This is a genomic window from Actinomadura scrupuli (genome assembly GCF_050971785.1).
In the GTDB taxonomy this organism is placed as follows: Bacteria; Actinomycetota; Actinomycetes; order Streptosporangiales; family Streptosporangiaceae; genus Actinomadura_E; species Actinomadura_E scrupuli.
Map to the genome: position 1 here is coordinate 1,131,190 of NZ_JBPCCU010000002.1, position 14,872 is coordinate 1,146,061.

12 protein-coding genes, 1 tRNA gene and 1 pseudogene are annotated in these 14,872 nt (G+C 70.3%); 8 read left to right on the plus strand and 6 right to left on the minus strand.

Going from position 1 to position 14,872, the window contains the following annotated elements; all coding sequences use genetic code 11:
* Positions 1-45: 45 nt before the first annotated feature.
* Genes ACRYCC_RS12950 through ACRYCC_RS12960 form a run of 3 tightly spaced genes read left to right on the plus strand, consistent with a single transcriptional unit; the run spans position 46 to position 2,710 of the window.
* Entirely contained in the window at positions 46-1,152 is a 1,107-nt protein-coding gene (locus tag ACRYCC_RS12950) for an NAD-dependent epimerase/dehydratase family protein (RefSeq protein ID WP_433811611.1), read from the plus strand.
* A gap of 55 nt (positions 1,153-1,207) precedes the next feature.
* Positions 1,208-1,630, plus strand: coding sequence for a molybdenum cofactor biosynthesis protein MoaE (locus ACRYCC_RS12955; protein ID WP_433811612.1), 423 nt, complete (start codon positions 1,208-1,210; stop codon positions 1,628-1,630).
* Positions 1,631-1,651: 21 nt separating this feature from the next.
* The gene (locus ACRYCC_RS12960) at positions 1,652-2,710 is read left to right on the plus strand and encodes a YlbL family protein (RefSeq protein WP_433811614.1); all 1,059 of its coding nucleotides are present in this window, start codon (positions 1,652-1,654) and stop codon (positions 2,708-2,710) included.
* A gap of 16 nt (positions 2,711-2,726) precedes the next feature.
* Here ACRYCC_RS12960 and ACRYCC_RS12965 read toward each other — a convergent pair whose 3' ends face one another.
* Positions 2,727-3,248, minus strand: coding sequence for a PPA1309 family protein (locus ACRYCC_RS12965; protein WP_433811616.1), 522 nt, complete (start codon positions 3,246-3,248; stop codon positions 2,727-2,729).
* Positions 3,249-3,405: 157 nt separating this feature from the next.
* Here ACRYCC_RS12965 and ACRYCC_RS12970 point away from each other — a divergent pair, with 157 nt between their 5' ends.
* Positions 3,406-6,273 carry a UPF0182 family membrane protein gene (locus ACRYCC_RS12970; RefSeq protein WP_433811618.1) on the plus strand — a complete coding sequence of 956 codons (2,868 nt, stop codon included), beginning with the start codon at positions 3,406-3,408 and terminating at the stop codon, positions 6,271-6,273.
* 72 nt (positions 6,274-6,345) lie between these two features.
* A tRNA-Met gene (locus ACRYCC_RS12975) sits at positions 6,346-6,422 on the plus strand.
* A 150-nt stretch (positions 6,423-6,572) separates the two neighbouring features.
* Here the strand turns inward: ACRYCC_RS12975 and ACRYCC_RS12980 are convergent.
* Positions 6,573-7,466 (minus strand): LysR substrate-binding domain-containing protein, encoded by an 894-nt coding sequence (locus ACRYCC_RS12980; RefSeq protein ID WP_433811620.1) that lies wholly within the window; start codon positions 7,464-7,466, stop codon positions 6,573-6,575.
* A gap of 79 nt (positions 7,467-7,545) precedes the next feature.
* Here ACRYCC_RS12980 and ACRYCC_RS12985 point away from each other — a divergent pair, with 79 nt between their 5' ends.
* Entirely contained in the window at positions 7,546-8,799 is a 1,254-nt protein-coding gene (locus ACRYCC_RS12985; RefSeq protein ID WP_433811622.1) for an MFS transporter, read from the plus strand.
* 25 nt (positions 8,800-8,824) lie between these two features.
* A complete protein-coding gene (locus ACRYCC_RS12990) occupies positions 8,825-9,709 on the plus strand; it encodes an SDR family oxidoreductase (protein ID WP_433811624.1) in 885 nt (294 codons plus the stop codon).
* Between the two features lie 11 nt (positions 9,710-9,720).
* On the opposite strand, the gene ACRYCC_RS12995 is transcribed toward ACRYCC_RS12990, so the two are convergent.
* Complete coding sequence (locus ACRYCC_RS12995; RefSeq protein WP_433811626.1) at positions 9,721-10,725, minus strand: LacI family DNA-binding transcriptional regulator; 1,005 nt, start codon at positions 10,723-10,725, stop codon at positions 9,721-9,723.
* Between the two features lie 115 nt (positions 10,726-10,840).
* Here ACRYCC_RS12995 and ACRYCC_RS13000 point away from each other — a divergent pair.
* Positions 10,841-10,885, plus strand: a pseudogene (locus ACRYCC_RS13000) (hypothetical protein); the annotation flags it as partial.
* Positions 10,886-10,986: 101 nt separating this feature from the next.
* Here ACRYCC_RS13000 and ACRYCC_RS13005 read toward each other — a convergent pair.
* Genes ACRYCC_RS13005 through ACRYCC_RS13015 form a run of 3 tightly spaced genes read right to left on the minus strand, consistent with a single transcriptional unit; the run spans position 10,987 to position 14,860 of the window.
* Positions 10,987-11,880, minus strand: coding sequence for an acyl-CoA desaturase (locus tag ACRYCC_RS13005; protein ID WP_433812166.1), 894 nt, complete (start codon positions 11,878-11,880; stop codon positions 10,987-10,989).
* 47 nt (positions 11,881-11,927) lie between these two features.
* Complete coding sequence (locus ACRYCC_RS13010) at positions 11,928-13,553, minus strand: peroxidase family protein (RefSeq protein ID WP_433811628.1); 1,626 nt, start codon at positions 13,551-13,553, stop codon at positions 11,928-11,930.
* Positions 13,550-14,860, minus strand: a complete 1,311-nt coding sequence (locus ACRYCC_RS13015; RefSeq protein ID WP_433811630.1) for a cytochrome P450 — start codon at positions 14,858-14,860, stop codon at positions 13,550-13,552. The genes ACRYCC_RS13010 and ACRYCC_RS13015 overlap by 4 nt, the downstream gene beginning before the upstream one ends.
* Positions 14,861-14,872: the final 12 nt, after the last annotated feature.

Consider the following 14,872-nt stretch of genomic DNA (forward strand, 5'->3'; position numbering starts at 1 on the left):
TACGCTCACGTTAGTCGGTCCTGCCAAAGGGGGGATGACTCGGCTGTGAGTATTCGCGCTCGGCGTAGCACGGGTCCCGTCGTCGCCGTCACCGGCGCCGCGACGGGAGCCGGACGTGCCCTGGCCATCAGGCTCGCCCAGTCGGGGCAGATCCGCAAAGTGGTCGCGCTCGACGATCATCGAGGGGACGTGCCCGGGGTGACCTGGCGCGTCGTCGACGTACGAGATCCGCTGCTGTCCGGCCGGCTCGCCGACGTGGACGTGATCGTCCACCTCGACGTCGAGCGGTCCCCGGAGGCCGACCCCCGGGAGCGCCGGACCCGCAACGTGCGGGGCGCGCAGACCGTCCTGACCGCCGCGGGCGCCGCCCGGGTCCGGCACGTGGTCCTCGTCACCAGCGCCGCGGTCTACGGCGCGTCCCCGGAGAACACGGTGCCCCTGCCCGAGGACGCTCCGCTGCGCGCCGAGCGCAACGCCAGCCTCATCGGCGACTTCCTGGAGATCGAGGATCTTGCCCAGATCGCGCCGCTGAGCCACCCGGGCATGAAGGTCACGGCGGTACGGCCCGCCGCGCTGGTCGGGCCGGGCATGGACACGATCGTGAGCCGGCATTTCGAGTCGCCCCGGCTGCTGGGCGTCCGGGGGTCCTCCCCGCGCTGGCAGTTCTGCCATGTCGACGACCTGGTGTCGGCGCTGGAGCTGGTGGTCCTCGGCAAGGTCTCCGGAGCGGCGGGCGAGGCCCCGTACGACCGGTTCTCCGCGGTGGCCGTCGGCAGCGACGGCTGGCTCCAGCAGCAGGAGGTCGAGCAGATCACCGGCAAGCGCAGGCTCGAGCTGCCCGCCGCGGTCACCTTCGGCACCGCGGAGCGGCTCTACCGGCTGGGCATCACCCCGGCGCCGGCGGCCGAGCTGCACTATGTCGTCTACCCCTGGGTGCTGGACTGCGCGTCGCTGCGCGCGGCCGGCTGGAAGCCGTCGCACGACAACGCCGCCGTGCTCACCGCTCTCCTCGAGGAGACCGCCGGCCGGTACGCCGTCGCGGGCCGCAGGCTGGGCGGCAAGGAGGCGACGATGGCGACCGCCGCGGGGGCCACCGCCGCCGTGATCGGCGCGGCCGCCGTCGTGCGGGCGCGGCGCAAGCGCCGGGGCTGACCGCCCTTCCGGTCCCGTGGACACGGCCTTGTGGCGGCCGGGTAGATTCTTTCGGGTGGACGTCATTCGGCTGGTCGGGATCCGCGACACTCCGCTGTCGGTCGACGAGGTGCTGCGGGCCGTGGGTGATCCGGGCGCGGGCGGCACCGCGCTGTTCGTCGGGACCGTCCGCGAGCAGGACCACGACCGGCCGGTGACCCGGCTCTCCTACAGCGCCCATCCGAGCGTCGAGCGGGAGCTCCGCGCGGTGATGGACAAGATCGTGGCCGACTTCCCGATCAAGGCCCTCGCCGCCGTCCACCGGGTGGGGGACCTGGAGATCGGTGACCTGGCGGTGGTCGTCGCCGCGGCCTGCCCGCACCGGGGCGAGGCCTTCGAGGCCTGCCGGCGGCTGATCGATGATCTCAAGGCGCAGGTGCCGATCTGGAAACACCAAGTCTTCGCCGATGGTGACACAGAGTGGGTCGGAGCCTGCTGAGAACGGATTACGCTCGGACCCATGTCTCGTCGTGGCCTGACCCTCGTCGTCGTCAGCGTGCTCATCCTGGTGCTGGGCGCGGTCGGTTCCCTCATGCCGGTGCCGTACGTCGCGCTGAATCCGGGACCCACGACCAACACGCTGGGCACCACCTCGGACAAGAAGACCCCGCTGATCCAGATCCAGGGTCACCCCGTCTATGACGACGAGGGCCATCTCAACTTCACCACGGTCTCCTACCAGGGCGGCCCGGCCCAGCCGCTCGGCCTGCTCACCGCCCTGCGCGGCTGGCTCAACGACTCGACCTCGGTGGTGCCGCAGGAGGCGATCTTCCCCAAGGACGAGAGCGCGCAGAAGGTCGAGCAGGAGAACACCCAGCAGATGCGCAGCTCCCAGCAGGACGCCATCGCGGCGGCGCTGAAGCAGCTCAAGGTGCCGGTGACCACCGTCACCGCGATCGGCTCGGTGACCAAGGGCCTGCCCGCGGACGGCCTGCTGCGCCCGGACGACAAGATCATCTCGATCGACGGGGCCAAGGCGGCCGACATGACCTCGGTCACCACGATCATGAAGAAGCACAAGCCGGGCGACACGGTGAAGCTGGTGATCGACCGCGCCTCCAAGCAGCAGCCGGTCGAGATCAAGACCGTGGCCGCGCCGGGCGATCCGACCCGGGCCGTGATGGGCGTGATCCTCCGGGACGACTACACCTTCCCGTTCACCGTCAAGATCAGCGTGGGGGACGTCGGCGGGCCCAGCGCGGGCCTGATGTTCTCACTGGGCATCTACGACAAGCTCACGCCCGGCAGCCTCACCGCCGGCAAGTTCATCGCCGGGACCGGCACCATCACCCCCGACGGCAAGGTCGGCCCGATCGGCGGCATCCAGCAGAAGCTGATCGGCGCCCGCAACGCCGGGGCGACGATCTTCTTCACCCCCGCGGACAACTGCAAGGACGCGGTGGCCACCGTGCCCAAGGGGCTGCGGCTGGTCCGGGCCGACACCCTCGACAGCGCGATCAAGTCGCTGGACGCCCTGCGCACCGGCCAGGGCTCGCTGCCCGCCTGCCCGCGATCATGAGGGCCGCCCGGGCCGGTCAGTGCTCCGTCTCGGGTTCGAGGGTGGCCGCGAGGGCGTCGGCCAATGCCGGGACCAGATCGGCCTCGGAGAGCACCTCGTCGGCCGAGTCGTGCTTGCGGAGCCGGAGCGCCGAGTGCCGGCTGCCGTCCCGCAGCACCCCGACCACCATCCGTACGTCCTCGCGGAGCGGATGCTCGGCCAGCCAGGCCAGTGCCTCGCCGTCGTCCTCGGGCATCTGCTCCTCGACCTCCGGCGGCAGCACGACCCGCTCGACGACCAGCGCGCAGCCGGTGACGGCCTCCGGCCAGACGATCGTGGCCAGGGCGTCCTCGATGGAGACCGCCTCGGGCAGCGGCGGCTGTTCCAGTGCCGCGATCGTGTCGGTGTCGGCGGAGAGCCCGAGCTGTTCGGCCAGTCCGGGCTCCTGGCGGCGCAGTTCAGTGCTCTCGACCAGTGCGTACAGGCGGGGCGGCGCGTCCCAGCCCTCCTCGGCCGTGTGCCGCTCGAGATCCCGTACGACTTCTTCCAAGTGGGTCACGCCATCATCTTTCCAGGCAATCGGCCCGGCTAACGCCGGGAACTGACGGCATGCTCGGTAAGTTGCACAGGAAGCACCAGCTTGCGAAGAACGAGGTGGAGAGTTGACCTTCCGGACTCCTGGTTTCGGACGCCGTCTAGGCGCCGGCCGATCACGGGTGCTCATACCCACGCTGGTGGTGCTCGCGGTTCTCCTCGTGCTCTTCCTGGTGTTCACCGCCATCTGGACCGATCTGCTGTGGTATCGCTCCCTCGGCTTCTCGTCGGTCTACACCACCCAGCTGCGGACGAAGGTGCTGCTGTTCATCGGCGCCGGGATCCTGATGGCCATCGTGGTGGGCGCCAACATGGTGACCGCCTACCGGCTGCGGCCCGCGTACCGGCCGCTGTCGGTCGAGCAGCAGGGACTGGAGCGGTATCGCTCGGTCATCGATCCGCACCGGAGGCTGATCGGCGGCGGCCTGCTCGCGCTGCTGGCGCTGCTCACCGGTTCGTCGGCCTCGGGGCAGTGGCGGATCTGGCTCGCCTTCATGAACCGCACGTCCTTCGGGGTGAAGGATCCGCAGTTCCACAAGGACATCTCGTTCTTCGTCTTCACCTACCCGTTCCTGCGGCTGATCCTGGGCTACATCTTCGCCACGGTGATCCTTTCGGTGCTGGTCTCGCTGGTCGTCCACTACCTGTACGGCGGCCTGCGGCTGCAGGGCCCCGGTGACAAGGCCAGCCCGCCCGCGCGGGCCCACCTGTCGGTGCTGGTCGGGGTGTTCGTGCTGCTGAAGGCCGTCGGCTACTGGTTCGACCGGTGGGGTCTGGCGCAGTCCGAACGCGGCGTGGTGACCGGGCCGTCCTACACCGACGTCAACGCCGTGCTCCCGGCCAAGACCATCCTCGCCGTGATCGCGTTGATCTGCGCCGCACTGTTCCTGGTGAACATCGTGCGGCGGGGGATGACGCTGCCCGGTGTGGGCCTGGCCCTGCTGGTGCTGTCGGCGATCCTGGTCGGCGGGGTCTACCCGCTGCTCATCCAGCAGTTCCAGGTGCGCCCGAACGAGGTCGACAAGGAGACTCCGTACATCGGCCGCAACATCGTCGCCACCCGGGACGCCTACGGCGTGGCGGGCGCCAAGGTCAGCGAGTACAACGCCTCCACCCAGCTGTCCCCGGAGCAGGTCAAGGACGACACCACGACCCTGCCCAACGTCCGGCTGCTGGACCCCGCCGTCGTCTCCGCCACCTACCAGCAGCTCCAGCAGATCAGGGGCTTCTACAAGTTCGCCGACCCGGTGGACATCGACCGGTATCCGATCGACGGCGGGGCGCTGCGCGACTCGGTCGTGGCCGTCCGCGAGCTCGGGGGCCCGCCGCAGGGCGACGCCAACTGGATCAACTCGCATCTGGTCTACACGCACGGCTTCGGCTTCGTCGGCGCGCCGGGCAACCAGGTCGACTCGCAGGGCGCCCCGATCTTCAGCGAGGGCGGAATTCCGCCCAAGGGCGCGCTCAACATCACCCAGCCGAGGGTCTACTTCGGGGAGCGGTCGACGTACTACTCGATCGTCGGCGGGGCGAGGGCGCGTGAGCTGGACTACCCCGACGACAAGAGCCCGTCGGGTCAGGCCAACAACGCCTACGCGGGCCGGGGCGGCGTGCCGCTGGGCTCCTTCCTCAACCGGATGCTGTACTCGCTGAAGTTCAGGGAGAAGAACCTCCTGCTCTCCGGGGCGATCAACTCCCAGTCCAAGATCCTTTATGACCGTACGCCGCGGGAGCGCGTGGAGAAGGCCGCCCCGTGGCTCACCGTGGACGGCAACATCTACCCGGCGGTCGTCGGCGGCCGGATGGTCTGGATCGTCGACGGCTACACCACCTCGGACGGCTACCCGTACTCCGAGCGGACCAGCCTCGCGGACGCGACCAGGGACACCAACACGGTGCGCCCCTCGGTCGCCGCGCAGTCCAGCGACCGCATCAACTACATCCGCAACTCGGTCAAGGCGACCGTGGACGCCTACGACGGCACCGTCAACCTCTACAAGTGGGACGAGTCCGACCCGGTCCTGCGGACCTGGGAGAAGGTCTTCCCCGGCACGGTCAAGCCCAAGTCGGCCATCAGCCCCGAGCTGCTGGCGCACCTGCGCTACCCCGAGGACCTGTTCAAGGTGCAGCGCCGCGTCCTGTCGCGTTACCACGTCACCAACCCGCAGGCCTTCTACAGCGGGCAGGACTTCTGGCAGATCCCGGACGACCCCACCAAGGAGGGGTTCACCGAGCCGCCGTACTACCTGAGCGTCAAGATGCCCGAGCAGTCCGCCGCGGCGTTCTCGCTGACCTCGACGTTCGTGCCCAAGGGCCGGCCCAACCTGGCCTCGTACATGGCCGTGGACAGCGTGCCCACCAGCCCGACGTACGGTCAGATCCGCATCCTGCAGGTGCCGCGCGGCCAGGTGATCGCGGGGCCCGGCCAGGTGCAGAACACCTTCCAGAACAATCCGACGGCCTCCCAGCAGCTCACCCTGCTGGCGGGCAAGGGCTCACAGGTACGTTTCGGCAACCTGCTCACGCTGCCGCTGGGCGGCGGGTTCCTCTACGTGGAGCCGGTGTACGTGCAGGCCTCCAACGGCGAGACCTACCCGCTGCTGAAACGGGTGCTGGTGTCGTTCGGTGACACCATCGGGTTCGCGCCGACGTTCCAGGAGGCCCTCGACCAAGTCCTCAAGGGCGGTGGCACGGCCGCGCCGCCGCCGAACGGCAGCCCGCCGGCCGGCGCCGGGACCGGCGCTCTCTCCGAGCAGGTCCGCAAGGCCATCGACGCCGCGGGCAAGGCCTTCACCGAAGGCCAGGAGGCCCTGAAGAAGCAGGACTGGGCGGCGTACGGCGAGGCCCAGAAGCGGCTGCAGGCAGCGCTGGACCAGCTGAACAAGGCCCAGCAGGCCGCGGCGAAGCAGCCGGCGGCCTCACCCACCCCGGCCACCTCGTCGCCCCCGGCCACGCCGTCGGCGACGCCGACCGCGACCCCCAAGAGCTGAGCGTGGGGGCCCGGCACCGTGCGGCAACGGATTTGCCTAAGGGTGCCGGGCCCCTTACAGTTGGGGCATCGCCGCGGGGTGGAGCAGTTCGGTAGCTCGCTGGGCTCATAACCCAGAGGTCGTAGGTTCAAATCCTACCCCCGCTACCAAGAAGTAGCAGGTCAGAGGCCGGTTCCCAGAGTCTGGGACCGGCCTTTCGATCGTTCGTCCGTGGTTCGCCCGTGGAATCGAACGCCATTGGTGGCCCATGCCTGGGCCGAGCCGACAGACGGTTCAACGTGCGGTGGCCGGTCCTCAGATCATGCTGATGGGCTCGGGTCCGCTGCCGAGATCCCCAGCGCGGACAGGAAGGCCGCGGCAGCGGGTGAGGGCTGGAAGCGACTCCAGATGAGATGCTCTATGCGGGTCGGAGTGTCACGAAGCCGGACGATGGGCAGGTCGGGGAGTTCGGACGCGAAGGCGGCGGGCAGCATCCCGATCCCCAGGCCCTGCCGGATCAGGCGAGCCATGAAGTCAGCGGACGTCACTTCGAAGGCGACCTCGCGCCGCAGTCCGGCCGCTGCGAAGGCCGCGTCCGCATAGGTCCGCCCGGCGGTGCCTGCGGGGAAGTCGACGAAGGGTTCGTCCGCCAGCCGGCGCAGGTCCACGTGTTCCTCGCCCGCCAGCGGGTGGTCGGGCGCCACCACGGCGACGAAGTCACCGCGCGCCAGTTCGCGGCCGCGGACGCCCTGGGGTCGTACGCCCAGTGGAAGCCCCAGGAAGGCGGCGTCCAGAGTGCCCTGCCGCACCCGTTCGATCAGCTCCTCGCTGGGACCCGAGCGGAGGCTGATCCGTACCGCTCGATGGCGCAGGCGGAATTGTTTCAGCACAGCTGGAAGATCGACTGCGGCGACGGTGGAGATGGCGCCGATGGCGAGCCGGCCGCGGATCTCACCGGCGGCGGCAGCCACCTCGGCGCGGGCCCGCTCGGCGGCGTCGAGTGCCTGCCGTGCAGCGGGGAGAAACGCCTCGCCGGCCGGGGTCAACCGGACGCGGCGGCTGGTGCGGGCGAAAAGCTTGGCGCCCAGCTCACGTTCCAGCCGGGCGATCTGGTGGCTCAGCGCGGACTGGACGACAAGGCACTGCTCGGCGGCGCGGGTGAAGTTGCTCGTCTCCGCGACCGCGACGACGTAACGCATCTGCTGAAGCTCCATGAATCAATCGTGATACACGATTGTTCGGATGACAAACATGTGTTGGACTCATTGATCGTCCATCGCCGAGGCTGGGCGCATGACGGCGACGAGACTTCACCCGGACCGCGGTATGTCGCGCGGGCTGCTCCTGCTCATGTCGGTGGCGACCGGGCTGGCGGTCGCGGGCAACTACTTCACGCAGCCGCTGCTTGACCTGATCGGCCGGGAACTGAGGCTTGGGCCCTCGCTGGCGGCGCTGACGGTGACGGCCGCGCAGGGCGGGTACGCACTGGGGCTGATCCTGCTGGTGCCGCTCGGTGACCTCGTGGAGCGGCGGCGGCTTACCGTGTCCCTCTACGCGGTGACCGCGGTGTTCCTGCTGGTGTCGGCCACCGCGGCCAACGGCACCGTGCTCCTGGCCAGTACGGCCCTGACCGCGCTGACCTCGGTGGGAGCGCAGGTCGTGGTGCCGTTCGCGGTGACGCTGGCGGCCCCGGCCGAGCGTGGCCGGGTGGTCGGCACGGTGATGACCGGGCTGCTGCTCGGTGCGTTGCTGGCGCGCACCGCGTCCGGAGCGTTGTCGGAGCTGGGCGGCTGGCGGACGGTCTACTGGGTCAACGCGGCTCTGATGGCGCTGATGGCCGTGCTGCTGCGTGTCTTCCTGCCTCGGCTCGGCGGCGACCGGGCACGCCTGTCCTACGCTGGTCTGCTGCGCTCCACGGTGGCGATGTTCCGGTACGAGCCGCTGCTGCGGTGGCGGGCGGGTATCGCCGCCTTGAGCATGGCTTCGTTCAGCGTCCTGTGGACGGCGCTGACCTTCCTGCTGGTGCGGTCGCCGTACGGCTGGTCGGAGTCGGCTGTCGGACTGTTCAGCCTGGTCGGCGCCGCGGGTGCGCTGACCGCCTCGGTAACGGGGCGGCTGGCCGACCGCGGGCACGTACAGATCGTGACCGGCGCCGGGACCGTCCTGCTGGTGGCGTCCTGGCCGGCGATCGCTGTGGGGGCGCACTCGCTGGTCTGGCTGCTCGTCGGCGTGATCGTGCTGGACCTGGCGCACAAGGCGGTGCTCAACAGCAACCAGAACGTCATCTACGCGCTCCGGCCGGAGGCCCGCAACCGGATCAACTCCGCCTTCACGACCTCCTTCTTCGCCGGCGGCGCGGCGGGCTCCGCGCTGACTTCGGTGGCCTGGGCGCACGGCGGCTGGACCGGCGTGTGCACCCTGGGCGCCATCCTCGCGGCCGGGACCGTCGCGCTCTGGGTCCTGGAGCGCATCACCATCGACCGGGCCGCGGCGAAGCCCTCGGTTCACCAAGGCCATGACCCCGCACCGGCCACCTCGACCAACTGATCCAAAGAGCCCAGGGAGAATGAGCGTGTCGCGCACCGTGCTGATCACCGGAGCCACCGGAACCGTGTCCACCGCACTCATGAGTGCGCTGCGAGGGGCCGATGTGAACCTTCGTGCTCTCGTCCGCGAAGAGTCCAAAGCGGACGGCCCGCGCGAGCAGAACGCCGAGGTCTTCGTCGGTGACCTCGACGACGCCCGGTCGCTGCCGCCCGCCTTCGAGGGCGTGCAGGACGTGTGGCTGCTCACCCCGAACGGCCCGCGCGCTCCGGAGAACAACATGAACGCCGTCTGGGCAGCACGCCAAGCCGGTGTGGAGCGCATCGTGCGCTTGTCCGTCGTCGGCGCGGCACACGACGCACCGAACCGCAGCGGCAGGCTGCACGCGCTGTCCGACCGGGAGACCGAACGGTGCGGCGTGCGCTGGACGATCCTGCGTCCACTCTGGTTCATGCAGAACCTGCTGAACGAGGCGCGCGACATCTCCGCCACCGGCACCTTCTCGCTGAACATGGCCGCGGCGCGCATCGGCATGATCGACGTACGCGACATCGCCGAGTGCGCCGCCCGTGTGCTCCTCGACGACCCCGACCGCCACCACGGCCGGACGTACACCCTCACCGGCCCGCGCTCGCTGACCTTTGAGGACGTCGCCGATCAATTGAGTCTCGCTCTCGGCAGGCCCATCACGTACCTGCCGGTAAGCGACGACACCAAGCGGAAGACACTACTCGGCTACGGCGTTCCGAAATGGATCGCCGACATGGTCGAGGAGTACGCGCAGGCGTACGTCTCCGGCTGGGGCGACTTCACCACCGATACGGTCGCCGACCTTCTCGGCCACCCCCCGCGCGATATCGCCGACTTCGTCCGGGACCACGCCGCGGCGCTCAGCCCGGCCCACGACAACTGAAAGCTCGGTCGTCAGGAGGGCGTGGACTCCCGGACGATCAGTTCCGGCTGGAACATGATCTGCTGGTGGGCGTGTCCCCCGGGGCTGTCGCACTCGTCGAGCAGCAGTTCGGCGGCGATCCGGCCGAGTTGATAGGTCGGCTGCCGTATCGAACTGAGCGGCACCGCCGCCGCGGCGGTGAACTCGATGTCGTCATATCCGATCAAGGCGACGTCCTTGGGGACGCGTACGTCTCGCTGGATGAGCGTACGAAGCATCCCCAGGGCCAGCAGGTCGTTCGCGCAGAAGATCGCTTCCGGTAGCTCGCCGAGCAACGTCTCGGCCGCCTCCTGCCCGGCCCGTGCGGTCATCGCGGGAACGACGATCTCGCGGAGCGTGCCGGTTCCCACGGCCGCCACCGCCTGCCGTGCGCCGGTGAGCCGGTCCATGCACTGCCGGATGGACAACTGGCCGCTCACATACGCCACGTCCCGCGCACCGTTCTCCAGCAGATGACCCATGGCGAGCCGGCCGCCGGCCACGTCGTCAACGGTCACCGAGCACTGGTCGGACTGCGTCGCGGGATGGTCCAGCATCACGGTGGCGACCCCCCGCTCGCGCAGAACGTCCAAGGGGGCGGGATCGTCGCTCACCGGGGTGACCAGAACGCCGCGCACCTGCTGTTCGGCGAGCATCAGGAGGTTGCGCCTCTCGCGTTCTCGAGAGGTGTTCGAGCTGCACAGAATGACCGCGTACCCACGTTCGCTGAGAGCGTCCTCGACGCCTCGGGCCATGTCGGTGAAGAACGGATTTCCCAAATCCAGGATCATCAATCCGACGGTGCGGCTCTGCCCGGCGCGCAGGCTCGACGCGGAGGCGTTGCGGACGAATCCAAGCTCCCGAATGGCATCGAGGACCCGAACCCGGGTGGCGGCGGCGACCCGCTCCGGCCGGTTGAGCACGTTCGACACCGTTCCGGGTGAGACACCCGCCCGCTGCGCGACCTGCCTGATGTCCACCGAGTGAGAACCGTCCACGGGAGTGCTCGTACCTGCCTCTCGCTGGACAGCCTAGAGCCAGCCCGTGGCCACCGGACTCCTGACTTCATTCACGGAACACGGCGACATCCGGCCCGGTGAGGTGCACGCCGTGGTGAGGGAGAACGGCGCCGGAAAATCGACACTGCCGAAGGTTCTCGGCGGGGTTCACCGGCCGAGCGCGGGTGAGGTCCGCTTGGCGGGCACGCGCTACCGTCCCCGCCGGCCTGCGGACGCCTGCCCGGGCGGCCGGTGGGGTGGTCACCCGGCCCGGCGGGCGGCGATGCGGCGGGGGTCGGGCCAGCGTACGTCGTGGACCCAGCCGAGCCGCTCCAGCACCCGGATCAGGCGGGCACTGGGATCGAGCTGCCCCTTGAGGACTCCGTGCCGGGCGGAGGTCGGATCCGCGTGGTGCCAGTTGTGCCACCCCTCGCCCAGGGTGAGCAGGGCCACCCAGCGCACGTCGCGGGACTGGTCCCGGGTCACGAAGTGCTGCTCGCCGAAGGTGTGCGCGATGGAGTTCACCGACCAGGTGACATGGTGCACGACGGCGTAGCGGACGAACCCGCCCCAGAACAGGGCGGTCAGCGCGCCGTGCCACGAGAGCGCCCACAGACCGCCGATCACGGCGGGCAGCAGCAGGGACCCTGCCGCGATCAGCGGGTAGAGGGCGTCGAGCCGCCGGATCGCCGGATCGGCGAGGAGGTCGGGTGCCCAGTGCTCGCGGTCGGAACGGTACCGGGCGGCGAAGAACCAGCCGATCTGGGCCCAGAGCAGGCCCTTGAGCAGCGCGAACCCGCTGTCCCCGAACCGCCACGGCGAATGCGGGTCGCCGGGACGGTCCGCGAACTTGTGGTGCCGCCGGTGCTCGGCCACCCACAGCGTGACCGGTCCCTCCAGCGCGACGCCGCCGACGACGGCCAGGGCGATCCGCAGTCGCCTGCCGCACTTGAAGGCCCGATGGGTGAAGTAGCGGTGGTATCCGATGGTGATCCCGAAGATGCTGAGGAGGTACATCAGCACCGCGATCACCACGTCGTGCCAGCCGAGGCCCCACTGCCACAGCGCCGGGACCGCGGCGGCCAGGGCGAGCACGGGCAGCACCAGCAGTGTGATCAGGAAGCCGATCCGGCGTCCGGTCGTGGCCGGCACCATGCCGGGCGGCTGGAACTCCGCCACCCGGGTCTCCGGCACCGAGGGGGTCACGAGGATCTCCCTGCCCGCGGCGCGTGCTTGCCGCCGCGGCCCATCGCGATGTCGTACCGCCCGGGATCCTCGGGGATGTTGCGGTGCAGGACGTCGGAGAGGCAGCGGGTGCCGCGCAGGATGCGCATGCCGATCGGGGAGAAGGTCTCCGGGGTGAAGATCCGGGGCGCCAGCAGCGGATTGGTGAGGGCCTGCGAGAGCGCGTCGACCGTGACGATCCGGCCGAGGAGCCGTCCGAGGACCCCGCCCTCGCGAGGTTCCTCGGCGAAGAGCCCGGTGTACAGCTCGATGTCCGCCACGCTCCGGTAGGTGGCCCGCAGTCCTTCCTGGACCTGCGGGTCCCCGGAGATCTGGCCGACGTCGGTCACCCGCGGGAAGCCGCAGTAGGCGCGGTAGTCGTTGTAGGAGGCCAGCTGCACCGCCCGGCCCTCGGCCAGGCTCGCGGTCTCGACCGGCAGGAGGACCGGATCGGTGTTGAACAGGCCGATCCGGCCTGCGGGCTGGGCCGAGGCGTCGGCCATGGCCGGGCCGAGACCGCGCTCGACCAGCATCCGCCCGTTGTGCAGGGTCTCCGCCAGCGGGACCGGCCGCCCGCCCACCAGCACCGTCGAGGGCACCAGGCCGTGCCACCGGTAGAGCAGGTTGAACTCCACGGACGCCCAGTTCTGCCGGTTCCACCGGGCCGTGGCCGCGATCCGGTGGTCCAGGACGAAGCGGAAGTGGTACGGCGTGATGTGGTTGATGTACTCCTCCAGCACGATCCTGATCAGCATCACGATCAGGATGTTGCGGGTGGTCTGGAAGATCCGCTCGTCGTCCCAGCGGGGGTGGCCTTCGGCCAGCTCTCCGGCGATGCGGTTGTGCTCCCGGAGGAAGAGCACGTTCATCATCATCGGCCCGAGGTTGGAGTTGGCCCGGTCGCTCCCGGCCGCGAACAGGTCGTCGCGCCGGTCGGCCGGCACCTGGTCGAAGTGCGCGACCGACAGGGCGGAGAACTCCGGCTTGACGGCTCCGTGCTCGCACAGCGCGGGCGGGAACTCCGCGCCGTTGATCAGCCGGCTCTTGAGCCGGCCGCCGGAGAAGGTGCGCAGGCAGGCGGTGACCTCGTCGTCGAGCCCGTACAGCTGGCACAGGTCGATCTCATGGGGGGACAGCGTGCGGCGCGGATCGCGTCCGTCCCTGGTCTCGCCGCGCAGGAAGCCGTCGGTGAACCACTGGGCGAAGGCGGGGAAGAGCACCGTGGACCGGGGACAGAGCTTGGTCCGGCCCTCCCGGGCGAACAGCTTCGCGACCTCGTCGACGCCGGGCCGGCCGCTCTCCTGGTCGGGGACCGGCGGCAGGTGCCGGGAGGAGTAGGTCCGGTCGATCAGCGAGGCCCACGAGGTGTAGGCGCTCATCGTGCTGAGCGGATTGGGGCGGGCGGGCATCTTGCGGACACCGCTGTTGATCAGTGCCCGGTTGGCCGCCCGCCGCACCGACGGATGGCCTTGCAGGGCCCGCCAGATCGGCTCGCCGTGGCCGAGCGCGTACGCCTCCAGCCGGTTGCGCAGGCCGTCGCGGGAGGTGTCCCGCCGTCCGCGGTGGTCCGTCGCGGTGCCCGGCTCCCTGGTCTCCGTGGTCATGTCAGGGCCTCCTGGCGCCGGCCGGCGGACGAGCCGACGGCGAGGGCGAACCGGGTGGGGAACGCCGTGCCGTCGAAGCCGATGGCTCCGTCGGGTGGGGGCAGCAACTGGAGCTCCGGGCGGAGAAGGACCCGCCGGACCATCTCCGTGATGGTCGCCGCGCCGGCGTAGCCGCCCACGCAGTCGTGCACCCCGTGGCCGAAGTGCAGGTAGGCGAAGGCGGGCCGGTCGATCCGGAAGGCGTCGGGCTCGGGCACCACGGCCGGGTCGGACATGGCGGCGGGATGGCAGGCCATGACGACCGTGCCGGCCGGGATGACCGTCTCCCGGGGGGTGCCGGACGCGAGCGTGTAGGTCTCCTCGCACAGCCGGAAGACGTACGCCGCGAACGGGTTCAGCCGGAGGGCCTCCCAGACGTAGCGGTCGAACAGCGCCGGGTCGTCGGCCGCCGCCCGCTCCGCCTCGCGGCGGACGCCGGGGCGCAGCATGAGCTGCTCGATCACCTGGACCACCGACTGCGCGGTGTTCTCGAGATAGCCGATGAGCATCCCGGCGAGATTGGCCGCCACCCGGTGATCGTCGAAGGACAGCTCAGCGGGCGGGCACAGGCGCAGCAGCCTGCCGAGGACGTCCTGGGGCACCTCCTCGGGCCGGTCCTGGAGGGACGCGCGGCGTTCGGCGATCAGCCCGGCCAGGTAGGCGCGCATCTCCTTCCCGGCGGCGGCCGCCGCGGCGTTCGGCTCCGGATCGCGCCGCGGGTTCCGGAAGATCGCGATCTGGCTGGCCTGGGACCAGCGGGTCATGCTCTCCTCGTCCGGGCCGGGGAAGCCGAGATAGGCACCGCAGATCTTCAGCGGAACGCGCCGGGCGAAGTCCCTGACGAGATCGATCCGGTCCTCGCCGCGGGCTCGGGCCCGCTCCAGCAGGCCGTCCAGCGCGGCGTCGGCGAACCCGCCGGCCAGTTCCCGTACGTGCTGCGCGTCGTGCGGCAGCAGGACCGCCTGCGCCACGCCCCGCTCCGCCCGGTGCTCACGGCCGTCCCGGGACAGGATGAAGGGCCCGTCCAGCACCACGTCCATCATCGGCGCGTACGCGCGGACCGTGAACACCTCGCTCCGCGACAGCACCTCGGTGACGTCGGCGAACCGGGTGACGAAGACCCCGAAAGGGGTGACCAGGACGGGCCGGTCCCTGCAGAGCCGGGCGTAGAACGCCCGCCGGTCGGTGGTGAGCCACTGGGCCAGCAGAGCACCTTGGCGCGCCGGCCCCTCGGCGGCCGCCGCGTCGTACTCCTCGAGAAAATCCATGGGTGCCCCCTG

Bases quoted from the DNA above. Each gene is read 5' to 3' on its own strand.
- ACRYCC_RS13005 (WP_433812166.1), bottom strand. From the start codon at position 11,880: ATGGTGCCGGCCACGACCGGACGCCGGATCGGCTTCCTGATCACACTG.
- ACRYCC_RS13015 (WP_433811630.1), bottom strand. From the start codon at position 14,860: ATGGATTTTCTCGAGGAGTACGACGCGGCGGCCGCCGAGGGGCCGGCG.
- ACRYCC_RS12960 (WP_433811614.1), top strand. From the start codon at position 1,652: ATGTCTCGTCGTGGCCTGACCCTCGTCGTCGTCAGCGTGCTCATCCTG.
- ACRYCC_RS12985 (WP_433811622.1), top strand. From the start codon at position 7,546: ATGACGGCGACGAGACTTCACCCGGACCGCGGTATGTCGCGCGGGCTG.
- ACRYCC_RS13010 (WP_433811628.1), bottom strand. From the start codon at position 13,553: ATGACCACGGAGACCAGGGAGCCGGGCACCGCGACGGACCACCGCGGA.
- ACRYCC_RS12980 (WP_433811620.1), bottom strand. From the start codon at position 7,466: ATGGAGCTTCAGCAGATGCGTTACGTCGTCGCGGTCGCGGAGACGAGC.